Raw genomic sequence first — 23370 nt, forward strand, 5'->3', positions numbered from 1 at the left:
AAGTCTTGAAAAAATATATAATTATTACTGTAATAAAGCCACATTATGAAAATTATAGAAATTATAGAAATAACCAGTTTAAATGCATTGTAATTACAAGCTATACAAGCAAATGGTTATGTATGAAAAGTTTGATTATTTAGTTTCAGGGGAGGTTCATATGAAAATAATTATTCTCGCAGGAGGCGGGGGTACTCGTTTATACCCGTTATCCAGGTCAAATTTTCCTAAGCAGTTTTTAAGTATCGATTCAGACATATCCTTATTGGCAAAAACCATAAACAGGTACAGGTTAATTGTTGATCCTAAGGACATACTTATTGTATCAAACCAAAAGTATCTTTTTCATATTAAAGAAGAGCTGGCTAAATGCAATGCTGAGGATTGTCACATAATTTCAGAGCCATGTCCCAGGAATACCGCACCTGCTATTGCTCTTGCAGTGAAGTATTGTATGGATAAGTTTTCTTCAACCGGTAAAGAGCAGTTTTTTATAGCTCCAGCCGACCACTTGATTGATCCTGAAGAAGACTTTGCTTTGAGGGTTTTGGAATGTATGGATTACACACGTGACGGTAAAATCGTTACTATCGGAGTCAAGCCAACCAAGCCGGAAACCGGATATGGATATATTAAGGCATCCGAAAAGTATAAAAATGGTTTTGAAGTCGAATCTTTTGTTGAAAAGCCCAGTATTGATAAAGCAACTGAGTATCTTGAAAAAGGCAGCTACTATTGGAACGCAGGTATGTATTCATTTACACTGAGTACATTTTTAGAAGAGCTTAAGCAGCATCATGTACAGCTTTACGAATACCTTTCAACCAAGAGCTATGAGCTTTTTATAAAGGATTTCGAAAAGCTGAAAAGTATATCAATTGACTATGCTGTGGCAGAAAAATCTTCAAGAATAGTAACAGTTCCCCTCGACATTTATTGGAATGACGTAGGTTCATGGGATTCCCTTTATGACTACATGGATAAAGACACTGATGGAAACGTTCAGCTTGGGGATTGCAAATCAATTGATTGCAAAAATTCATTGCTTATGTCCAACCAAAGGCTGGTTGCAGCTGTGGGGCTTGAGGATACAATAGTTATAGAAACCGATGATGTTATTATGGTGGCAAAGAAAGGTGAATCGCAAAGGGTTAAGGAGGTTTACGAATCCTTAAAAGACCGAAGCGAAGCCCATGAACACACTACCGCCCATCGCCCGTGGGGATCATACACCATTCTAAGCCAAGGCGAAAAGTTCAAGGTAAAGCTTATAACGGTAAATCCCGGTCAGGCATTAAGCTTGCAGCTTCACAACCATCGCAGCGAGCACTGGGTTGTTACCAGCGGACAGGCCTCTGTTATAATAGGCTGTGATGATGAGCGGGTTATACATAAAAATGAAAGTATTTATGTTCCTAAAGGAACGAAACATAGACTGATGAATAAGAGTGATTCTCTCCTTACTATTATTGAGGTACAAAACGGTGATTATGTGGGAGAAGATGACATTGTAAGGTTTGATGACGTTTATGGAAGGCTGGAATCAGCCTGCTAATGTAGCATATAACACAAACCCTTTGATTTTTGTGGAATAATAAAACAAACAGCCGATAAATTTGTATTTTATTGACTGTTTGTTTATTTTATATTGTATTATGCCCCCTGTTAAGCAACTATTCTACACTGACACATATAAAAATTAGTCTAAAGTCCTATATAAAATCAGCCTTCCTGCATATAGCAAAGATATCCAACCTAACATAAAATATAATTATGATGTTTTTCTTTCTCGATTATCTCCATCAACCATCGAGTACACAGGAGGTACAATATGATTTATTATGCAAAGAAACTCTTTCTGCCATTATTTCTTGCTCTTTTTTTGTCACTTTTCCTCAGTTCCTCATTATATACTTCATTGCCGGCATCTTATGCTGCCCCCGATTTAATAACATCTACGCCTCAAGAAATATCCGATGTACTCTACAACCCATATATGGGATGGGTTCCATGGGCACATACCGGCAACTATTACTCAAAACAGCCATTCAAGCTTGTTTATGCTTCTATTACATGGAGAGAGCTTGAACCGCAAAAAGGCACCTTTGATTTTGCCTCTGTCGAAACACATAACCAGTTTGACTATTGGACCTCAAAAGGTGTTAAGATTATTCTCCAGTTAAATATGGATTACCCTGATGATTTTGAACACACGAATCTTCCCGATTGGCTTTATAATGAGATTGGCGGAGACGGCACCCGGTATAATTACCAAAACGAGAACACAAAAATGGGCTTTAGCCCCAACTATAAAAACCCAATTCTAATATCCTATCACCAAAAACTAATCCAGGCCTTTGCAGCCCGTTATAATAAAGACCCCAGGGTATTCATGATTCTAATAGGAAGCTGCGGTCATTGGGGCGAATGGCACACAACCTATATTGCAAATGTTGATCAACCTGCAGGAATATTTCCTCCTATCCAGTATTCAGACCAATATGCCCAACACTATGCAGATTATTTTACAGATAAACCCCTTGCAATGAGGTATCCATCACAGGTGGGAAAAGATAACAAGATGGGGCTTTTCAATAACTGCTTCGGTGACTATAACCAGACCCAAAGATGGTTTCTGGACTGGATCTATAACGGACACGAGGATTCATACAACCCCGGCTATACTCATCCTACAATGCCCGATTTTTGGCTGAATGCTCCCGCAGGCGGTGAATTCGGTTACTATCCGGGAACCCAATTCCTTCAAGACTCTGCAATGCCTGAGACATTGAGACAGCTTAAGGAAAACCATATCAGCTGGCTTGGTACATGCTGCCCCGTACACCTGGAAGTTGGAGATCCACTTCAGAAAAATATAGACAAGGTTATGGCTTCAATGGGCTACAGATTCGTTCCAACCAGCATCACTCACCAGAGCACTGCCGCAGCAGGTTCCTTTCTTTCACTGAGCATGACTTGGGCAAATAAAGGTGTTGCTCCATTTTACTTCAAATGGCCTTTGGAATTATCGCTAGCCGACAGCAACGGGAATATTGTTGCAAAATATCAGTTCTCGGAGGATATCCGCAAATGGCTGCCCGGGAACAAAACATTTCAAAGTATCTTTCCAATACCCCCAAATCTACCTGATGGAAATTACTCCATTTGTGCAGCAATAATTGATCCTGAGACTGGAAAACCTGGCATTGACCTTGCAATTACAGGAAAAAGAGCTGATGGAAGATACCCTGTTAGCAGCATTATTGTTTCTTCCGGTGCTGTAACAAGCACACCAACTCATACCGCAGCACATACTCCAACATATACTCCTACCCATACTCCAACTGCTACTGCATCTACCCCTGTAGCAACACCTACCCCAGTGCCTACTGCAACATTTACCTCAACATTAACGGCAACACCTGCCGCAACTCCCACTACAGTGCCGCATATGATATATGAAGCCGAAAATGCTTCACTTTCAGGAAATGCACGGGTTGCAAACGATCATCCTGGTTATTCCGGAACAGGTTTTGTTTGTGGATACGGTAACGTAAATGCTGCTGCAACTTTCAAAATAAACATTGCAAAATCCGGACAATATAGGCTTACAGTCAGGTATGCAAATGCCAGCGAAGCTGATAAAACACTAAGTCTGTATAATTCCAGAACATTTATCAAAAGGATAAGCTTTACAAGGACAGTAAATTGGAGCACATGGTCCAATCAATCACTATTGGTAAATTTAAAGGCAGGAACAAATTCAATCATACTGCGAAGAACAAGATCGGACGGAGGTTCGGTTAATATTGATTATATTGGCATTGCAAGTATGAGCACGCCAACTCCAATAAGAACTCCTACAAGAACACCGACTTCTACTGCGACACCTACAAATACTCCTACACCCACAAATACTCCCACACCTACAAATACTGTAACACCGACTTCTACAGCAACACCCACATCTACAGCAACACCCACAAATACTTCAATGCCATCTCCAACAATATTTTCTCAAAAATATGAAGCAGAAAATGCTTCACTTTCAGGAAATGCACAGGTTGCAGATGATCATACAGGTTATTCAGGCAGCGGTTTTATATGCGGGTATGGCAATATTGGTGCAAAGGCTTTGTTTACATTAACTGTACCGCAGGACGGAGACTATTCGGTCAATATCCGTTATGCCAATGCCAGCGAAGCTGATAAATCTCTTAGTATTTATGTTAATGGAATTAAAATAAGGCAAACGTTTTTCACCAGACTTTCCAATTGGGATACATGGGAAAATAATTTGGAAGTGCTCCGCTTAAATAGCGGTATAAACTCTATCTCTCTCCAGAGAGATGATGATGACGGCGGCACGGTGAACCTCGACTATATAACTGTAACCAAGACTTTAGCAGTGTTTTCTCAAAAATATGAAGCAGAAAATGCTTCACTTTCTGGGAATGCAAGATTTGCAGATGATCACACAGGTTATTCAGGAAGCGGTTTTATATGCGGATATGGCAATATTGGTGCAAAGGCTTTGTTTACATTAACTGTACCGCAGGACGGAGACTATTCGGTTAATATTCGTTATTCCAATGCCAGCGAGGCTGACAAATCTCTTAGTATTTATGTTAATGGGATAAAAATAAAACAAACATTTTTTCCCAAACTCTCCAATTGGGATACATGGGAAGATAGTTTGGAAGTGCTCCACTTAAATACTGGTATAAACTCTATTTCTCTCCAGAGAGATGATGATGACGGCGGCACGGTGAACCTCGACTATATAACTGTAACCCAAATCTGAACAAGATTCCTTGGGATTTTGTATTCCAGAGAATATTTGGCAGACAAGAAAATAAAGAGATTCTCATAAGTTTTTTAAACGCAATATTGATGCTTGAAAATGACAGTATTGGAAATAAATTTGATAGAAAAATTTACCGGCCTATCAAAGAGTGAAATTGAGGATTTGAAAATGTAAAAAGCAGTACAAATAAATGCCATGATTATTTTAAACTCATCATGGCATTTACACTATTTCACTTGATATTATAATATTATTTTTTATTTGCCAAAAAAAACTTTTTTATAAGCTCTTATTAAGTTATGCTTTTCTATTTCCCAATTCAGTTCCTTTTCTATTCTCTCTCTGCCTGTTTTACCCATTTTTTTCCTGAGCTCCTCATCATCAAGAAGCACTAGTATTTTCTCTGCCATATCAACGGCATCATTCCTTTTTGCATAAAGCGATGCGTTCCCGGCCGAATATTTGCCTTCAGTAAGGTCAAACTGCACTATGGGTTTTCCTAATGCCATATATTCCATTACCTTATTCATAGTGGATTTGTCATTCATTTCATTGTATTCATCAGGATTAACGCAAACATCAGCTGTATTTAAGTATTCCAGTAGAACCTGGTCCGAAACCCTGCCTGTAAATGTAAAGTAGTTTTCAAGGCATTTTTCCCTTACATACTGCTTGATATTTGAAAGCTCTGTCCCTCCTCCTACACAGGCAAAATGGACATCTTTTCTTTTTTTAACGTTTATTATGTGTTCAGCCGCATCTACAAGATAATTAAGCCCTTCCTGCTTTCCTATAACTCCTACATAACCAACCATGTATTTGCATCCCTTTTTCAGTTCATCAACAGGAGGCACTATTTTAAGTCTTTCAAGACTTGGCCCGCTCCTTACCACAAAAACATCTTCAGGCTTTTTTTGCCCCTTCTCATGGCAATCTCCCTATAGCTATTGTTGGTAGCAATTGAAACTCCTGCACATTTAAAGGTTCTCTTTTCCAAGAAAAGCATTAATTTGTAGAAAAAATCCTTTCTATTATATTTGGCAATATATAATTCCGGATTTATATCATGATGGTCAAAAACAAACTTTTTACCCAAGAGTTTATACGGCCTGGCAACAAGATAAATAAGGTCTGGAGGATTACATGCATGTATAACATCAAACCCTCTTGTAAATAGGCATCTCACAGAAAGAACAAATTCCCAGAAAAGGGCACTTCCATATTCAAGAAGATAACCCAAAGCTCCATCAGCTTCGTATGCCAATTTATGCCTGTAAATTGCTATATCGTCAATTATCTCAAACTTCTTCTCATAACCTTTTCCTGTGGGGCAGATTATTGAAACCTTTGCTCCATAATTCCTAAGTGTTGTGGCCTCTTGCCATACTCTCCTGTCAAAAGGGCATGGCAGGTTTTCAACAATAATAAGTACTTTCTTACCAGCAAATACCTTCGTAGTTTGCTCGTTCATATACCTTATCCCCCATTCTAACCAGGTCAAAGATCATTTGGTCATCTCTGGCCTCTTCAATAATTCTGATAAATTCCGGATCCTTATTTCCAATAATAATAAGCTCTCTGTCCTCCAAAATTTCATCCAAAGAATCCACCATAAGGGCTGATATATGAGGAATATGTTTTTCTATGTAATCCTTGTTCGCACCAACCAGCTTTGCAACATATACGTTCCTGTCATACAGCTTCAAATCATATCCCTTGCCTATTAAAGCTTCAATTATGTCAATCATAGGGCTTTCTCTTAAGTCATCCGTTCCCTCTTTGAAGCTGAATCCGGCTATGCCTATTTTATTTTTGCCTTGTGAAATTATCCGCTTGATTGCAGACTGTATTTGATTGTGATTACTAGGAAGTAAAGAGCTTAAAAGCGGTAGTTCCAAGTCAAGAGTCCTGGCAAGATAGTTTATAGCCCTTAAGTCCTTTGGAAGGCATGAACCGCCAAAAGCAAAACCCGGTTTTAAGTAATAAGTGGATATATTAAGCTTGGTATCTTTCATAAATATGTTCATAACCTCATGACTGTCAAGTCCAATACTTTTACAAATGTGGCCTATTTCATTGGCAAAAGTAATTTTTAAGGCATGAAAATTATTATCAACATACTTAACCATTTCAGCCACTTCAATCTTAGTCTTTATCATAGGACCCGGAAGCCCCTCATAAAGAGAAAGAACCTTTTGAGCTATTTCCTCCGAATCGGAACCTACAACCGTTTTAGGAGGATTATAAAAGTCGAAAACCGCTGTTGATTCCCTGAGAAACTCAGGGTTGAAAACAACATAAAAGCCTTCGTTTTGTTTTTTTCCAGAAGAGCTCTCCAGAATAGGTATTACTATGTTTCTCATTGTCCCCGGCAGCATTGTGCTCCTAAACACAAATATATGAGGACTAACCTTATCCCTTATACTTTTTCCAGCTTCCTCACAAGCATTTTTAAGATATTTTGTATCCAGATTGCCGTTTGGCTCACTTGGAGTACCCACACATATAATAGACAGCTCAGTTTTACCGATAGCTTCTGCTGCATCCACAGTAGCCGATATAAGACCTTTATCCTTGGCATCTTTAAGCATTTCGGGAACATCCTTCTCTACAATAGGACAAATCCCCTCATTGAGCATTTTTACTTTCAAGCTATTCACATCAACGCCAACCACATTATGGTTTCTAGAAGTAAGATAAGCAATAGTTACTACGCCTACATAACCGAGTCCAAATACACTTATATTCAATTGATACACCCCCAAAAAAAATGAAATATTAATGCAAAATATTTATTTGTAAAATATTAGTCGGTTCTATCTGAAAATTTATTTGTGTACTACGTAATTAAGCTTGCCGCTTGGATTTCTTTCCAAACAAGATACGTACTGTATTCTAAACATTCCTTCCGGCAAATGACTTCCAATTGTTTTTATAAGTAACTGTTCATCTTCTTCATTAAAGCACTCTTCCCTGACAATTTTAACAACTATCTTATTGTCTTTGTCAATACAAATCTGTGCTCCATTAATTCTCCTTGCATCTTTGAAAAATGCACAGTAAAGACCTGTTGCTGTTTTAGTATCTGTTCCTGTATGAATAAAATCACCTATTCGCCCATGAATCACTTTTATATTAATTCCCTTGTTTCCGCACGGACATTCTGTTTCGTTAAACTCTACAAGGTCATGGGTATTATACCTTACAAGAGGCATTATTCTGTTATGATATTGTGTACCGGCAATCTCAAAAAGACTGCCATTATATTTACAAAACTCTATATGTGAGTAATTCGGCACTTCATGATAATTTCCATTTGGGCATCTATAAAGTGCTGCCACTCTTTCAGCCTGACCATACCAGTCTTTAACCTGGCATTTGAAGGCTTTTTCTATAGCTTCAATCTGCCAATCAAAAAGCATTTCCGATGAAGTTGCTACAAAATCAAAATGTATATCTTTGTTGTTTTTTATGCAGTACTGTGCCAGAATATATGCCGTTGACGGATATGCCCACAGGCATTTGTTCTTTATCCTGGAAAGCTTCTTAACAGCCATCTCAAGCCCTGCATCGCTTATATGGTATGAAGAAATATACATTTCCTTTATAAATGGGATACACATATAAATCTTATGGGGCTTATATCCGGATCTAAAAATTCTTTCCCCCCTGAACACAACCCTGTATTTGTTTTTCCACCCAAAGTACAGGTTCTGAAAATGCTGCTCGGCTACCATACACCTCAAATCCCTTAAAAAGGAAAAAGGTGTACCTGACGTACCCGCTGTTGAACCCTTGTGCTTAATTTTATATCCATTATTTATGAAATCCAAATGACTGCCTTTTACATCACGCTTGTCGATAAACCTGTATTTGGATATATCATTTCCTTTATTTCTATAAAATTTTATTTTCCCAGAACAGTAAGAGAGGGTATTTTCCAAAGAAGTATTTTGAATCCAATTACCCCAAAAAAGGGAAATTATTAAGCAAAATAATCTCCTTGTAAAAAAATCTATATACTTTTTGAAATAAAACCTTATGATAAATTTGATATCGTCCATATACAACCCTGTGTTCAGAAAAAATAAAACAACTGAAATAACTAATGTTTTATAGTAATTATGATCTATGATTTCTCTATATTTTGTTAATTACTAGATCAAAATTATTTTATAACAAAACTTAACAAAAGTCTACAATTAAAATCACAAGATTTATTTGTTTATATTTTATTTATATTTTATCAAATTAATTGAACTGACAAAAAAAATAGTATATAATTCTCTTGTATACATAAATTGTAATAAAATTATTAGTTTTTTGTATTTATTGTTTTGTATTTATTGTAGGGGAGAATGATTCATATTCGACTGTTAATAACAGATAGGTTATTAACTTTCTTGTCGTTTATTTTCTTCCATATTTTTCAGTAGATTTCAGTTGATTATTTTTCATAAATGAAGATTACTTTATAAAAAGGTTGTGTGATTATAATCATGGTAGAAACAGATATAAAAGAGAAAATCAAGAGATCAGTCAACAAGTTCATATGTTTTATGATTTATTGTACCGGTATTTATTTTATTCTTAAAAAGTTATTTTTAAAAAAGGGTCTTTATATTTTCTTTTACCACAGCTTTGTGGATACAGAAAAATGCAAGAAAGACGGCAGGCTTATATCTTTAAGTTCAGTTGATAGAAAGGCCTTTGAAAGCCAATTGAAATATTTTAAAACGGATTACACCGTGATTACCTTGGATGAAGCCTATGAGCTAATGAAAAGCAACAAGCCCTTGGATAGAAGATACCTTGTTTTAACAATTGATGACGGTTACAAAGACAACTTTATATATGGTTATGAATTATTCAAAAAATATCAAATTTATCCTAACATATATCTTACTGCAAACAATGTAGACAAAAGCACTTATTTATGGCCTGACCTATTAAGAAATATTGTCTATAATTCCCAAAAAGCTCATGTTGATATTGATATATATGACATCCACTACTCTTTCAGCTTAAAAGGAAAGTACAGCAAGATTATTTTCCTTGATTACATAAAGGAAAATATAAAAAATACGATGAAGAAAAAAAATATAGAATACTTGAATATTTATACCAGGTCTTTGATGTAAATGTCGAAAAAAAGTGCGATTTAATGCTGAACTGGGACGAGGTACAAAAGCTTTCTTCAATCGGAGTTACTTTTGGTGCCCACACACTCAACCATCCAATCCTCGGCAATTTGTCCGAGGATGAAGCAACAAATGAAATATACGGATCAAAAGTCCTTATTGAAGAGAGGACAAATAAAAAAGTACGTCATTTTGCTTACCCCAACGGAAGGATTTGTGATATAAATGAGTTCTGTGTAAGCCAGGCTAGAAAGCACTTCGATACAGCAACCACTACAACTCCCGGTATAAATCAACCCGGTGATGACTTGATGAGACTTAAAAGAATTGGACTGGCTTATGATTATAATATTATAGATTTCAAAGTCAAGGTTTTGTATTTTTGCATATTAGAAAGCATTAGGAGGTTTATGAGATGATACAGAGGTTTATTTATGAGTTATAAAGTATATTTTATAGGCCCATCTCTTGATACTCAGGGTGGGATATCATCTGTTCTTAAATTGTACAAGGAGAACTTGACAGGACTGGAAATGGCATTTTTAGGCTCATATTCCGGCAAGAACCGTTTCAGGGATTTATACTGTTTTATATATGCACTTATTAGAACCTTCATAATATGCCTGACGGATAAAAAGGCTATTTTTCATATAAACACGGCATCAAACGGCAGCTATTTTAGAAAATCAATTATCGCAAGGATGTGTTTGTTGTTTGGCAGGAAAGTTATTCTACATATACATGGCGGAGGTTTTATAGATTTTATTGAAAGCTCCAAGCCTCAAAAGAAAAAAGCCATTATTACTTTATTACGCAGAGTTCATCATATAATAGTGCTTTCGGATTTTTGGCTGGAGTCTTACCAAAAATATACAGCTAAAGATAAAATATCGGTATTGTATAACCCTTGCGGTATTATTGATAAGGTTTATAAGCCACGCAGCAACATGAAAACAAGAATACTTTTTGTCGGTGCTATTTGCAAAAACAAAGGGGTTTATGATTTGATCCAATCAGTCAGACCTCTTGATAAAAACAGCTATATTCTTGATCTCTACGGAAACGGAGAGTTAGATCAGGCACGAAGCCTTACAAAGACTTTTGCCCTCACCGATAATATACATATATATGACTGGGTAAGCCGCAGAGAACTGGATGCTGTCTACGAAAGATCCGATATATTGGTATTGCCTTCATATGCCGAAGGAATGCCCATGTGCATATTGGAAGCCATGGGAAAAGGTTTGCCCATTATTGCATCAGATGTTGGAGGTATACCTGATACTATTGTTGACGGACATAACGGATATATTATTTCACCCGGTAATACCAGTGCTCTTAAGGATAAAATCAGCCTGCTTATTTCTGATAAACTCCTTAGGGAGCAAATGGGCAAGGCCAGCCTGGAACTGGCTGCAACCAGATACTCTGTAGAGAAAATTGCAGAGAAATTAAAAAGAATTTATGATTCATTATAAGGGAGAATCTCAAGTGAAAAACATAGGGTTTTTTTATAACAGATTAAAAAGGATGTCAGTTCCTGAAATAGCATATAGGGTAAGGCAAAAAGCAGTAAGCTTAAAAGATAAAAGTGTTAACCCAAATAAGCTGATTAAAAGCTGTTTATCCTCTGACTTGCCATGTAAAAAGCTATTTGACAGAGAAATAGATATCAACGATTTGGATGGTTTTATTAAAAAGGCTGATTTAGTATGCAGCAATGTTTTTGATATTTTCTCACTAAAAAGCTTTTATGTTGGTGAAAAGATCAATTATCACAAGGATTATTCCTCCGGTTTATCAGCCTGTTCAAATAAGTATGCAAAAGACATCAACTACAGGGACAGCTCTAAGATTGGTGATATTAAGTATATCTGGGAGCTAAACAGGCATTTGCATTTACCGATTCTAGCCATGGCCTGGCATAAGACCGGTAACAATAAGTATTTGGATTCATTACAAAGTCAACTAAATGAATGGCTCATTCAAAATCCATTTTTGAGAGGCGTTAACTGGTCAAGCGGCCTTGAGTTGGGTATACGTCTTATTAACTGGACTATATGCTGGCACCTTTTATCAGACCATATAAGCCCTCAATTAAGGCAGGAATGGATCAATTCCATATATCTTCACTGTTGGTATTTAAGCAGAAATTTCAGCAGGTATTCCTCAGCCAATAACCATCTTATCGGTGAAGCCGCAGGTTTGTTTATAGCTTGCACTGCCCTGCCCCAGTTTCCTAATTCTAAAACCTGGCAGAAGAAGGCTTATGATATATTGATAAAGGAATGTGAAAAGCAGAATTATGATGATGGGGTAAACAAAGAGCAAGCCATATCATATCAGCAATTTGTGTTGGACTTTCTCCTTCTTTCAGGCATAATAGGAAAGGCTTACGGTATAAATTTCCCTGCAACGTACTGGAACAGGCTGGAGAAAATGATGGAGTTTCTAGCATCACTGGAAAACTTCCAAGGAGATTTTCCTCAGATTGGTGATGAGGACTTTGGCTTTGTTATAAATATAAACCAAATAGAATATAGCCCATACAGGTCTCTTCTTAACACAGGTGCTTTTATTTTTAACAGGAAGGATTTTTTAAAGGACAATTGGCCTATTGATGACAAAACACTTTTTCTGCTTAATATAGGCGGATTTGCCCCAAGCTGCAAGCCCCAAGAAGCAAAGCCGCTCCGCTTCAGGTTTGATGAAGGCGGTTATTATATTTTAGGAACAGGCCTTAATACCGACAAAGAACAAAAATTGATTTTTGACTGCGGCCCCTTAGGCTATTTATCTCTTGCTGCACACGGTCATGCCGATTCCCTGTCATTCTATTTTTCCGCAGGCGGCATGCCAATATTAGTTGACCCAGGTACATATGCTTATCATGCCAATAAAAAATGGCGTAATTATTTTAGAGGTACTTGTGCACATAATACAGTGGCCATAGATAGTTGCGACCAATCCGTTATCACAGGCAATTTTATGTGGGGTAAACGGGCCAACTCAAAGCTTTTGGGGTACTCTGAACTTACAAGTGTGAAGGGCAGCCATGACGGTTACATACGACTTAATGGAGGTGTAATTCATACCCGGCAGATTTCATATCAAAAGCCATCAAATAAATGGCTCATAGAAGATGAACTGATATCCGAGGATGAACATTTAGCTGAAGTACATTTTCATATTCATCCCAATTGCAGGGTTACTGAGAAAAACAGAAAAATTGTTATTGAATTTGAAAAAGGGATCTGCACATTAGAACCTGATTCAGCTTCAGATATTTCACTGCATCATGGCAAGGAGGAATCTCTCTTAGGATGGTATTCACCTTCATATGACACCAAAATTCCTTGCAGCACACTAAAACTCAAGCGAAAAATCACTAAAGGGACAAACAAGCTACTAACTAGCTTCAGCGTGGAATTTCATATGGATTGACACTTTTTATATAGATAAAAAGTGAATAATCTTTTACATTTGTCTATCGCAAATCACGCTAAAACCATTCGTTATTTGCTCTGTCAAATGTAAGATTATTAACACTTTTAATATAGAAAGAACTTTTAATATATGATAATATAAAATTTGTAACTTTTGGCTGTGTTAAAGCTACAGGAGGAATAACATGGATTTTAAAGAAATAACGAGTGCTCCCATTAATGAAGCTTATAAAGCTTTAAGAACCAACCTGCAGTTCTGCGGATTTATAAAAAAATTCAAGACACTTGCTGTTGTGAGTTCAAATCCAGGTGAAGGCAAGACAACTACCGTATCTAATCTGGCTGTTGTAACTGCAAAGTCTGGGATAAAAGTTTTGGTTATTAATGCGGATTTAAGAAAAGCATCCTATGTACAGGGTTTATCAAACTACATTTCAGGATTTGCGGACCTTAAGGAAATTATAACCCCTTCGAGAATCGAAAATTTGACTTATATCGACAGCGGTTCAAAGCCTCCTAATCCAACGGAGATTTTAAACTCAAAGGTTTTTTCAGATCTTGTTACAGAGCTCAAGTTGGTCTATGACATTATAATAATTGACACTCCTGCAATGGGCAGTGTTATCGATGGTGCCATTGTAGCATCATTAACGGAAGGGACCTTGATTGTTACTTCTCCAAACAAAGTAAGCTTTAATGAATTTGAACGTTTAAAAATACAGCTGGGAAAAGCAAAAGCCAATATTCTTGGAGTAGCTATGAACAATATCCCAAAAGATGAGTACAAAAAGTACTACAATAGATATTATGACATGATTGAATTATAATTTTTAGGGGTTAGGTGAATTATATGAATTATGAAAGATTATTACGACTATTTATAAAAAAGCTTTGGCTTATAATACTTCTGCCTGTTCTAACAGGAGGGTCTGCAGCATTCTATGGTTTTAATTTTATTAAACCCTTATATGAAGCCAGCACTACACTTTATGTTGTCAGTAAGACCAGTACCTCTGTGAATGTGAACCAATATACAGATAATCTCGTCACCTTTGACATGGTAAAGGATTATGAAGAACTAATGAAAAGCGATGCAGTAGTCGGCAAGGTAATAGAGGAATTAGGCTTGCCTTACGATGTAGGCGAATTATCCCAAAAACTCAGTGTGGGATCCAAAAATGATACCCGTATAATGGAAATTGCTGTTTTAGATAACAATCCCAAGCTTGCACAGGATATTGCCAACAAATTTGCAGTGGTATTCATGCTTGAAGCTATAAGGCTCATAAGAGTTGAAAATGTTGATATTGTAGATATAGCCAAACAGCCCAAGACGCCGATTAACTCCAACAAGCCGATAAAATATACATTGCTGGCTATTATGGCAGGTTTTGCAACCGCTGTAGGTGTTATATTCAGTCTTGAGTATTTGAATAATAAAATCAGAACACCTGAAGATATCGAAAAAAAATATGGTATACCTGTTTTAGGCAATATCCCCAATCTAGATATCTAAGACTAAATGAAAAGTGAGAAGTCAATCACTTTTCATTTATAGATTGATCGTTATTTTGGGGATACAGGTAACTTATTGTAAAACCTAGTGCCAGCAACACCTGAATATATGCATTTGTAGCGGCGGGAAACAGGCTTCTTCCGGATAAACCACTGATAAAATACCCTATAGATGCGACTATGATGGCATATATGATGTCTTTATGCAATCGGTTTTCATATAGCTCGTTTGCCACTCCTGCAAGCTTTTTAAGAAGCTTTGTATAAAACAAAATATAGATTACAAGTCCGATAAGGCCGGCATCCAGCACCATTTCAATGTACATATTGTGAGGATGCCCTACTTTTAATATCTTGCCCGATATAAATGCATCAGTCTGTACTATAGAATACCGCCCGCTGCCAAATAACATGACCAAGGGCTTGCTGATATACTCATCAATAAGAGGCTGCCATATATCCTTGGTTCTGCCTGCTGTAATATCATTCATATTGGACATTCCACCACTAAGCCCCATCATAATCCTGTTTATCATGGACCTTGGAATTAGAAATACTCCTGCACAGGTGCCAAAAAACAATAGTGGGGGCAATCTATTTTTCCTTCCGGAAATAATAAAGAAAATTATCGTACACAAAGCAATTACAAGATAAGCAGTTCTCGAATACAAAATAGCAACTGTTGCAAGGGACAGTACCAGGCTGCACTTGATTAAAAAGCTCTTTTTATTCAGTAAAAAGGCAATTGTAACAGGTATTGTTATGATATAAAAATCTGCAATATCATTTCCATGCATGTTAAGACTCTTACCTATCTGATTTCTTACCATTTCAAAATCTGTTTTGTTTTGCACAAAGAATACATAGTTAATTATTATGAATATGGATAAAGCTGTTACTGAAGCAAAAATGCCGTAAAATACCGTCAAAATGTTTTTTTCACTTCTAATATAATAAATAATAAGAACAAACATAAGAAAGAACAATGCAGGCTTTAAAAGGTATGATAATAGATATCTAATTGTATCCAGGTTCTCAATAGCAAAGGCATTAAAATTGTGGAGGAATGTCAATGTTCGCAGGTTGCTAAGTACAAGTATTGCAAATATTATTATACAAAATGACTTTTCCAGCTTTCCAATAGGTTCCGGCTTTCTGCTTGTTACAAACAAAATCAATACCAATATGGAAATTATATTCTGAGGCTTAAAACCCGGTATTCCTCCCAGCTGTATGTTCAAATTTGGAAGTCCCACAAAGGGAATCATCAAAATAAGAACTATGACACCATAGACAGGTTCTTTGATTATTACCAATAGAGTAACACACCCTACTACCATAATCATGCCGGCAATGGGATTAATAATATCCACCATCGTAATAATCGCTACCATCAATATGGTTATTATGAGCTTGAATAAATCTGCCCTTTTTGTTTTTACAAGAAATGATTTAAATTTATTTAATCCCACGATACCTCTGACCACTTTCGTATATTTTAAATTATATTAACGCTCCAATAGCTTTTTTATATTCTCCTTATATTTATCGGCACTTTTTATTATATCATGTTTTTTTCTTACATAATCCAAACAGTTTTTGCCCAGATGCTTGATTTTTGTATCATCAAGACCTTTTATAAAATCAACTGCATCATCGATATTGTTGTTGCATAAATAACCCAAATCATATTTAGTTATGATTTCATCCGGATTTACATTAAATGATAGTATTGGAGTTCCCGCAAGGAAGGATTGGATAAATGAATTGGGAAACCCTTCATATACCGAAGTATTTACAAACACCTTTGCCTTTTCATAATAATCTTGAATTTGAGAAAAAGGTACAAAATCCAATATCTCAACATTTTTAAGCTTTTTAGCTTCACTGACCGCCTTTGTTTTTGTAGCATTATCTCCGGGTATAATTATTACAAACCTTTCATGAGGAAGCCTTGCCGCCAATTCTAAAAACAACTCCGGCCTTTTGTTTTCATCAGATCTCGATACCCATAACGTGAATGCTTTTTCAGTAACATCTGCTTGGTCCTTTATAAAAAATCCATTACTTATTACAACACTTGGAACTTTTATATTTTCATTGAGCATCTTTTGTTGTTTTTCTGTTTGAGCAACAACAAGGCTTGTGCTCTTTAAGGATTTGGTGTATATCCATGATTTAATTCTGCCAAACCTTCCGTTAAACTTAGAACATTGTGCATCGGAATCGCTAGCCATTCTGAATATAACTTTCTTTCTTCTTATTAATTTTCCCAGCAATACCAGTTGGGTTATCATCCCCCCACCGCAAGTGTTTATATATACATCATAGTCCTTTAATACCAGTTCTTTTATGAGGAAAATCTGCCTTAAGATCTTGTATGGAATTGTCTCATATTTTTTGTTATTGGCACCAAAAAGCATTGGCTGGTATTTCAGCTTTCTTACCTTGACCCCATCATATAATTCCAATGGTTTCTGATTATAATCTCCAACACATACTGTGACATCAAAGTCAGGGTCTTCCGCTATTTTTTTTGCCAGGTAATACATGTTTACCTCGGCACCACCAAAGAAAGCATTGCTATTCTTGTTAAAAAGCGGATAGGCAGAAGTGGAAACAAAACAAATCTTTATTTTTTCTTCTCTCTTTAAAACAGACATTTTATTTTCCCCCAAGCAATTGTGCCTTCCTTTATTGCTTCCCGATAATTCTTTTAATCGCTCTTTTAAGCTTTTTAATTATTTCATTTTCATTGAACTTAAGCCTTAGTAAAAAGAAACAGCAGAATATTTTATTAATTAATAACCCTAATACGGTTTGACTGTATTTTGCTGCATCACTAAATGATATAAACTGTGCACCGGATTTTAAGTGTGCTTCTATCTTTTCATATAATGACTCCCTGACAGTATCTGTATGGAGGCATATAGTTACAACCCCTGCAAAAACTCTTTGAGGCTCCCAGAACTGCTGTGGTACAAAAACCATATTGTTGTGCTTATATGGGTATAATGCAATTCCATCAGTTACAGCTTTAAAACCAAGATTGGACAATGCTTTCAAGGTATTGGCATCAAATGAATGGGAAGGTGCCATCCATATATCGGTATATATGCCTTGCCCCTCCAGTATGTCCTTGCCGGCTTTTAATTTATTATATTGCTCATCATATGAGAGGCCTGCAAACTCCGACTGTGCCTTAAAGCCAAACTTGGGCCCTAATATTCCGCCTTCGGAAGTAACATATCTATGTTGAAAACCATGCTGGCAAATTTCGACACTTCCCTCTAACTGAAGCTTTCTTAGTATTTCCCAGAAATCAGGGCTACTTTCTTCAAGCATCAGTTTGGGATCCCTGTTGTCCGGCACCACGCCTAATAGAGGCTTTACATTATATTTTTTGAAAAGATTTATATACTGCCAAAACCTTTTCCAGTTCATTGTGGGAGTGATGTCATCCATCCTGTATATGTATTTTGCGGCCATATCCCCTTACACCTCAAATCCTTTAGTCATTCCTTAACTGACTTCTTTTTTTATAATGGAAAGCAGTATCTTTCCAAGTAATGTCCTTGGCTGGTAAAACTCATATTCCTGTACGATAGTACCGCCGAAACTCTTCTTAAACCTATCTATATTTGCAAGTACCGGATCATCTTTTAATGCCAGTCCGCCAAAATCATAAATTGAGTAGCCTTTCTTTTTAAACTCCAAAATATCCTTCCAGTGGAGCATCCTATTTGCCCTGCCTACCAAATACCGGTACTCCCTATCATCTGTGTTTCTAAATTGCGAACATGAATGCTGTGCCCTCGCTCGATATCCATCAATGATATATGTGTGGTAGCAGCATGTATTTCCACTCTCGTCAAGCATTTGTGTTATTATGAATGATTTTTTATCCAATAGAGATCTGTAGCTTTCCGGATCAATTTCTGCTATTTCTTTAGTCTTAGCAAAAGAGTTATAGAACTCGGAAAATTTCTTTAACTCTTCCATAGTAGGATTTTCATTAAAAATATATTTTAAATTATAATTCCTTGCTTTTGTCAACTCACGCTTAGTATGATCATGAATCTCAGAATAAAGGGTATCCTCATCCTTTGATAAATCTATATGCAAGGTATTCTTTAATTTGCAAGGTTCGTAACTTTTAACCGATTGATAAAATAGTATGATATCCGCATCTGTCATATAACTTGTATAATCTTGTGCATAGTATACTTCTTCAAGCTTTAAAAACAGTTTTCTTTTCTTTAAAACCACCATTTTCATACTCCCCATCTCATGTTAAATTAAAAGTGATAAATGTTAGATTATTAACACTTTTAGTATAGATAAATATATTTTATGTCTGCTATTTTAGCAGCTTTTTTATTATCTCTTCATACTTTAAAGCATTCTTCTCTATGTCGTGATTCTCTTGTATATATTTAATGCCGTTGTTGCCATAAACCTTTATCTTTTCAGAATCAAGATCTTTAATAAACTTTAATGCCAAATCGAAATCATCATTACAGCAAAACCCAATATTATTTTTAGTAAGGAACTCATCAGGGTTAACATTAAAGGATAATATGGGAGTTTTCCCTAAACACGCCTGAATAAAGCTGTTTGGAAATCCTTCAAACTCAGATGTATTAACAAAAAGCTTAGCTTCATCAAAGTACTTTTGTATCTGAAAAAACTCGACATAATCCAGCAACTTTATATTCTTAAGCTTTGATGCCTGTTCCCTGGCCCTATCCTTTACAGGGTCATTCCCGGGAATAATTATTACGAACTGTTCTTCGGGGCATTCTTCAGCCAACCTTATGAAAAGTTCAGGCCTTTTCATATCTACAGCCCGTGATACCCAAAGTATATGTTTCTTATTTGTTATGTCGATATTGTTATCTATGAAAAATCCGTTTTTAATTATTGTACTATCAAGCCCAAGCTTTTTTTTGAGCTCGCTTTTTTGCTTTTCTGTTTGGCTTACAATCACATCGGAATTAAAAAGTCCAAGTCTGTATAATAAATAAAATTTCAGGCCCTTTGCCCTTGCGTGCTTCATATCAATATTTGAATCGCTTGAAATCCTGAAAATTACCTTTTTCCGCTTTATAAACTTGGAGCATAATACAATCATTCCAATAAGCACCCCAGAGGTTGAATTAATAATAACATCACTTTTATTGGAAATTAGAGTCTTAAAAAGATGTAGGTTTTTGGATAAAAAGTAATGCATAGTATTGTACTTATCCATATTTGTATATTTGATTTTTTTAACGGTTATACCATCATAGTGCTCCTCGTCGTTTTGCCCATAATCACCAACATAAAACTCAATATCATATAAACCTTTCTTTGAGAGGTACTTTGCAAGATAAAAAAGATTGACTTCAGCACCTCCGAAAACCCTTTTACAATTAGGATTAAACAGGGGATAGGCACTGTGAAGCATAAAACATATTTTAATTTTTCTTGTTTCAGAAAACATTTTTTCCAACTCCAATAACTATACTTTTTTAAATATAAGCTTTTTAAAATTACTTGTAAAAAACCTGAATATTTTTGTTTCTATCTCTCTACTATCCTTTATAAAAAAGCTTGCAGCAATATAAACAACCATATACACAATGCTGATACACGCTACAGCCCCAAACCTGCCAACAAGGCTGTTAGAGACAAACATGTTTTTTATTGTGTTCCAAATCACGACAGTAATAATTACATTAAATAAAGCATTTTGAAAAATAAATCTGAATATTGCTTTTAGGTCTATAAACTCAAATTGCTTTCTTACAAGGAATGATAAAAACAGCAGCATATAAATGATATTGCTTATCAAAAGGCTTAATGGGTATCCTATATAACCCATTGTATTTACTAATACAAACATTATAGAAAGTGTCAAAACATTGGAGAAAATACTCCATATGAAGCTTATTTTCTGTATCTGCTTGGCAATTATAAGCCTTACAATCATTGAATCAACAAAGAGTGCAGGAAGATTCAAAATAAATAACCTGAAGAAACTTCCGGTTACTTTTACATCATTCTCCGTCATCTTTCCCCAGCCAAATAATATGGAAATTATGTATTCAGCATTCAAAAACATAATAAAGCAAAAGGGCAAAAGGAAAAACAGGCATAATTTAAAGTACTTTAAAAATTCATGATTCATTTCGCCGAATTTCTTCTTTGCATACAAGTCTATAAAATTAAGGCCTATGACTGTTGATATCTGCCCAATAAGTACAGAGGCTACAACTGTATTTATTCTTTGTCCATAATCCATAGCTGTATATACTCCAGCTGCAAATCCTGACAGAAGAAAAATTACAATATAATCATTGGCAATTTTAGTAATCTGGCCAAGAACCACGAATCTTATATTCCTTTTTGCTTGGGTTTCCAGCCTAAAACGCTTAAAGGACAATCGGCATTTGAGTTTAAAAAACAAAAGAAAGTTGACAATAACAAACTGTGCTAAATTTCCCATAAACACGCCCATGGCGAGGCTTAAAACCGACAGCTTGTCTTTAAACACAAGCACAAAGGCAATTATTAAAATATTTTTTAGCATATCTAAAAGCATGGGCAGTGTAAAATATCTGTATGATGTAAAAACATCCAAAATATACTGGTTTATTATAATTAACAAAAATGTAGGAATTATAAAGCGTATTATATCTATGTTATTTTTAATTTCTTCTGTTGAATACTTTAACGCACTATCAAACAATTCAACTGGAAACATGAACAATATGGATGATATAATTGCAGCTGCGATAAAGTAAATTAGATATATGTATGAAATAAAGCCCTTTGATTCATCCTCTGATTTGCTGGTTCGGATATTTATAATGGATGGTACCATGACAGATTGGTTAATTGTGTTTACAAATGAAGTAATGAGCATTATCATCGATAACACACTAAACAATATGTCAGTGCTCCTCTGCATGCCAAAGGAATATGAGATTACTTGTGATTGCAGTAATGTCATTATTTTTGCTATTAAACTCAAAGACATTGAAAAAACAATGGCTTTATTGGTACTCTTTATCTGCAGCATCTATTTTCCTCTTTCTTCGGTGCTTCGATCTTCAGTATGTTGTAAAAAGCATCTTTCATGTTATTTATCCATACATCCCTTGAAAATTCTTTATTAAGTGTTATATAGGCATTGCCGCCTAATATTTTTCTCTTTTCATCATTTCCGGCAAGTTCCAATATCTTCTTGGTAAAATCAACAGTATTTTCAGGCTTTACAAGGTAACCGTTAAATCCATCCTTGATAATTTCTGCCGGTCCTCCAGAAGAATATGCAATAAATGGCAGGGAATAATTGAACGCCTCCAATATGGTATAGCCAAAGGCTTCACCGATTGATGTCAACATGCATATATCCGATATGGAATAATAATCTCCAATATTATTTACATGCCCAGGCATAACAACATAATCCGCTAATCCTTCCTTTATGATTGAACTTCTTATGGAATTATAAAGCACTCCTTGCCCGAGGAATACAAACTGGATGTCTTTCCTTTCTTTAACCACATCCCTGCATATCTTTAAAGCAAGATCATGCCTCTTAATGTCTGTAAAAGAAGCAACCATCAGGATTATAATTTTATCTGAAGCAAGACCTAGAGTTGTCTTCATTTTTAGCTTTTCTTCATATTTAATATCTTTTGGTTCACTTAATTGTAAACCGTTTTTTACTGTTATAATGTTGCTACCTTTAGGTAAAGTAGATGTTATAAAATCTGATACTGATATGTAGTAATCTATAAACAGCTTATAAAACAACTTCTTTAAAGCTGTAAAACGGGTCCCCAGAGAATGCCAATGTTCATTTAACACAGCTTTTTTTCCAAATATGAAGGCATACAGAGCAGAATAATATCTTTCAAAACCAAAGTGTGAATAAACTATATCAATATTATACTTTTTAAAAACCCGGTAAAACAAAATAAAATTTGAAAACATATTATATTTTGATATATTACCTTTATAAAACTCAACACCCTTTTCTCTCAGAAACTTTACATATAAAGGTTCGCTAAGGCATTCCCCGCCTGATACATTTGCATAGCGGTTATACCTTGAATCCATATGCGGTACCAGCCAAATAAACCTTATATTATCATCCCTGTAAGAGGAAAGTTCTATAAAAGATGCCTCAATTTGGCTATAAGTATCAACAACAAACCCTGGAACCAATAAAATATTTTTCATTTAAAAGCCCCTTACCCAAACTTCACTATTTCGCAATAAAACACCCAAATAATAAATATTAAAACAAATATATCAAATGCGTTTCTATGCAATTGTTACAAAAGTTACAATAATAATCAAATATTTTTTTGTTTGTCAGGATTTAAAGGAATGAATATAGAAATTAGAGTAACCTCATTAATCTTGCACATTAACTTAACTAAAAAATGTAATATAATCAATCTTC

Annotated in this window: 20 protein-coding genes; 9 read left to right on the forward strand and 11 right to left on the reverse strand. The window is 35.5% G+C overall.

Translation table 11 applies throughout. The features are described 5' to 3' along the window. Nucleotides 1–160: 160 nt before the first annotated feature. From Bccel_RS08815 to Bccel_RS32045, 3 genes are all read left to right on the forward strand, one after another. Nucleotides 161–1555, forward strand: a complete 1395-nt coding sequence (locus Bccel_RS08815; RefSeq protein ID WP_036937999.1) for a mannose-1-phosphate guanylyltransferase/mannose-6-phosphate isomerase — start codon at nucleotides 161–163, stop codon at nucleotides 1553–1555. Nucleotides 1556–1831: 276 nt separating this feature from the next. Then, entirely contained in the window at nucleotides 1832–4804 is a 2973-nt protein-coding gene (locus Bccel_RS08820; RefSeq protein WP_050753297.1) for a CBM35 domain-containing protein, read from the forward strand. Nucleotides 4805–4809: 5 nt separating this feature from the next. Next, a complete protein-coding gene (locus Bccel_RS32045) occupies nucleotides 4810–4959 on the forward strand; it encodes a PD-(D/E)XK nuclease family transposase (RefSeq protein WP_276326133.1) in 150 nt (49 codons plus the stop codon). Between the two features lie 105 nt (nucleotides 4960–5064). Here the strand turns inward: Bccel_RS32045 and Bccel_RS30905 are convergent, their stop codons facing one another. From Bccel_RS30905 to Bccel_RS08835, 4 genes are all read right to left on the reverse strand, one after another. Beyond that, entirely contained in the window at nucleotides 5065–5700 is a 636-nt protein-coding gene (locus tag Bccel_RS30905) for a glycosyltransferase (RefSeq protein ID WP_201781950.1), read from the reverse strand. Next, a complete protein-coding gene (locus Bccel_RS30910; RefSeq protein WP_201781951.1) occupies nucleotides 5694–6278 on the reverse strand; it encodes a glycosyltransferase in 585 nt (194 codons plus the stop codon). Before Bccel_RS30910 ends, Bccel_RS30905 begins: the two co-directional genes overlap by 7 nt. Continuing rightward, on the reverse strand, nucleotides 6244–7557 hold the full coding sequence (locus Bccel_RS08830; protein WP_036938003.1) for a nucleotide sugar dehydrogenase: 1314 nt from the start codon (nucleotides 7555–7557) through the stop codon (nucleotides 6244–6246). Before Bccel_RS08830 ends, Bccel_RS30910 begins: the two co-directional genes overlap by 35 nt. Nucleotides 7558–7635: 78 nt before the next feature. After that, the gene (locus tag Bccel_RS08835) at nucleotides 7636–8871 is read right to left on the reverse strand and encodes a phenylacetate--CoA ligase family protein (protein WP_036938005.1); all 1236 of its coding nucleotides are present in this window, start codon (nucleotides 8869–8871) and stop codon (nucleotides 7636–7638) included. 435 nt (nucleotides 8872–9306) lie between these two features. On the opposite strand from Bccel_RS08835, the gene Bccel_RS08840 reads away from it, so the two are divergent. From Bccel_RS08840 to Bccel_RS08865, 6 genes are all read left to right on the forward strand, one after another. After that, entirely contained in the window at nucleotides 9307–9948 is a 642-nt protein-coding gene (locus Bccel_RS08840) for a polysaccharide deacetylase family protein (protein WP_050753298.1), read from the forward strand. Continuing rightward, nucleotides 9915–10367, forward strand: coding sequence for a polysaccharide deacetylase family protein (locus Bccel_RS08845; protein WP_276326241.1), 453 nt, complete (start codon nucleotides 9915–9917; stop codon nucleotides 10365–10367). Before Bccel_RS08840 ends, Bccel_RS08845 begins: the two co-directional genes overlap by 34 nt. A gap of 15 nt (nucleotides 10368–10382) precedes the next feature. Further along, nucleotides 10383–11426 carry a glycosyltransferase gene (locus tag Bccel_RS08850; protein WP_036938010.1) on the forward strand — a complete coding sequence of 348 codons (1044 nt, stop codon included), beginning with the start codon at nucleotides 10383–10385 and terminating at the stop codon, nucleotides 11424–11426. A gap of 13 nt (nucleotides 11427–11439) precedes the next feature. Continuing rightward, nucleotides 11440–13392 (forward strand): heparinase II/III family protein, encoded by a 1953-nt coding sequence (locus Bccel_RS08855; RefSeq protein ID WP_050753300.1) that lies wholly within the window; start codon nucleotides 11440–11442, stop codon nucleotides 13390–13392. A 187-nt stretch (nucleotides 13393–13579) separates the two neighbouring features. Further along, the gene (locus Bccel_RS08860; RefSeq protein ID WP_036938015.1) at nucleotides 13580–14221 is read left to right on the forward strand and encodes a CpsD/CapB family tyrosine-protein kinase; all 642 of its coding nucleotides are present in this window, start codon (nucleotides 13580–13582) and stop codon (nucleotides 14219–14221) included. Nucleotides 14222–14244: 23 nt separating this feature from the next. Next, the gene (locus Bccel_RS08865; protein WP_036938017.1) at nucleotides 14245–14910 is read left to right on the forward strand and encodes a YveK family protein; all 666 of its coding nucleotides are present in this window, start codon (nucleotides 14245–14247) and stop codon (nucleotides 14908–14910) included. 25 nt (nucleotides 14911–14935) lie between these two features. On the opposite strand, the gene Bccel_RS08870 is transcribed toward Bccel_RS08865, so the two are convergent. The 7 genes from Bccel_RS08870 to Bccel_RS08900 all read right to left on the reverse strand — a co-directional run bounded on the left by Bccel_RS08870 (nucleotide 14936) and on the right by Bccel_RS08900 (nucleotide 23144). After that, nucleotides 14936–16381, reverse strand: a complete 1446-nt coding sequence (locus Bccel_RS08870) for an O-antigen ligase family protein (RefSeq protein WP_036938020.1) — start codon at nucleotides 16379–16381, stop codon at nucleotides 14936–14938. 36 nt (nucleotides 16382–16417) lie between these two features. Then, nucleotides 16418–17572: a glycosyltransferase family 4 protein gene (locus Bccel_RS08875; protein WP_036938022.1), complete on the reverse strand. Its 1155-nt coding sequence runs from the start codon at nucleotides 17570–17572 to the stop codon at nucleotides 16418–16420. A 31-nt stretch (nucleotides 17573–17603) separates the two neighbouring features. Next, nucleotides 17604–18398 (reverse strand): DUF2334 domain-containing protein, encoded by a 795-nt coding sequence (locus Bccel_RS08880; protein WP_050753301.1) that lies wholly within the window; start codon nucleotides 18396–18398, stop codon nucleotides 17604–17606. Nucleotides 18399–18431: 33 nt separating this feature from the next. Beyond that, nucleotides 18432–19181 carry a peptidoglycan bridge formation glycyltransferase FemA/FemB family protein gene (locus tag Bccel_RS08885; RefSeq protein ID WP_050753302.1) on the reverse strand — a complete coding sequence of 250 codons (750 nt, stop codon included), beginning with the start codon at nucleotides 19179–19181 and terminating at the stop codon, nucleotides 18432–18434. A gap of 88 nt (nucleotides 19182–19269) precedes the next feature. After that, on the reverse strand, nucleotides 19270–20394 hold the full coding sequence (locus tag Bccel_RS08890) for a glycosyltransferase family 4 protein (protein WP_036938025.1): 1125 nt from the start codon (nucleotides 20392–20394) through the stop codon (nucleotides 19270–19272). An 18-nt stretch (nucleotides 20395–20412) separates the two neighbouring features. Further along, on the reverse strand, nucleotides 20413–21975 hold the full coding sequence (gene murJ, locus Bccel_RS08895; protein WP_036938027.1) for a murein biosynthesis integral membrane protein MurJ: 1563 nt from the start codon (nucleotides 21973–21975) through the stop codon (nucleotides 20413–20415). Continuing rightward, nucleotides 21963–23144: a glycosyltransferase family 4 protein gene (locus Bccel_RS08900; protein ID WP_036938030.1), complete on the reverse strand. Its 1182-nt coding sequence runs from the start codon at nucleotides 23142–23144 to the stop codon at nucleotides 21963–21965. Before Bccel_RS08900 ends, murJ begins: the two co-directional genes overlap by 13 nt. Between the last annotated feature and the right edge of the window lie 226 nt (nucleotides 23145–23370).

It is taken from the genome of Pseudobacteroides cellulosolvens ATCC 35603 = DSM 2933 (genome assembly GCF_001262605.1).
Lineage (GTDB): Bacteria > Bacillota > Clostridia > Acetivibrionales > DSM-2933 > Pseudobacteroides > Pseudobacteroides cellulosolvens.

What these genes read in the sequence shown, in the direction of transcription:
- Bccel_RS08815 (WP_036937999.1), top strand. Translation starts at nt 161, where the DNA reads ATGAAAATAATTATTCTCGCAGGAGGCGGGGGTACTCGTTTATACCCG.
- Bccel_RS08820 (WP_050753297.1), top strand. Translation starts at nt 1,832, where the DNA reads ATGATTTATTATGCAAAGAAACTCTTTCTGCCATTATTTCTTGCTCTT.
- Bccel_RS30910 (WP_201781951.1), bottom strand. Translation starts at nt 6,278, where the DNA reads ATGAACGAGCAAACTACGAAGGTATTTGCTGGTAAGAAAGTACTTATT.
- Bccel_RS08835 (WP_036938005.1), bottom strand. Translation starts at nt 8,871, where the DNA reads ATGGACGATATCAAATTTATCATAAGGTTTTATTTCAAAAAGTATATA.
- Bccel_RS08840 (WP_050753298.1), top strand. Translation starts at nt 9,307, where the DNA reads ATGGTAGAAACAGATATAAAAGAGAAAATCAAGAGATCAGTCAACAAG.
- Bccel_RS08850 (WP_036938010.1), top strand. Translation starts at nt 10,383, where the DNA reads ATGAGTTATAAAGTATATTTTATAGGCCCATCTCTTGATACTCAGGGT.
- Bccel_RS08860 (WP_036938015.1), top strand. Translation starts at nt 13,580, where the DNA reads ATGGATTTTAAAGAAATAACGAGTGCTCCCATTAATGAAGCTTATAAA.
- Bccel_RS08865 (WP_036938017.1), top strand. Translation starts at nt 14,245, where the DNA reads ATGAATTATGAAAGATTATTACGACTATTTATAAAAAAGCTTTGGCTT.
- Bccel_RS08875 (WP_036938022.1), bottom strand. Translation starts at nt 17,572, where the DNA reads ATGTCTGTTTTAAAGAGAGAAGAAAAAATAAAGATTTGTTTTGTTTCC.
- Bccel_RS08880 (WP_050753301.1), bottom strand. Translation starts at nt 18,398, where the DNA reads ATGGCCGCAAAATACATATACAGGATGGATGACATCACTCCCACAATG.
- Bccel_RS08885 (WP_050753302.1), bottom strand. Translation starts at nt 19,181, where the DNA reads ATGGTGGTTTTAAAGAAAAGAAAACTGTTTTTAAAGCTTGAAGAAGTA.
- Bccel_RS08890 (WP_036938025.1), bottom strand. Translation starts at nt 20,394, where the DNA reads ATGTTTTCTGAAACAAGAAAAATTAAAATATGTTTTATGCTTCACAGT.
- murJ (WP_036938027.1), bottom strand. Translation starts at nt 21,975, where the DNA reads ATGCTGCAGATAAAGAGTACCAATAAAGCCATTGTTTTTTCAATGTCT.
- Bccel_RS08900 (WP_036938030.1), bottom strand. Translation starts at nt 23,144, where the DNA reads ATGAAAAATATTTTATTGGTTCCAGGGTTTGTTGTTGATACTTATAGC.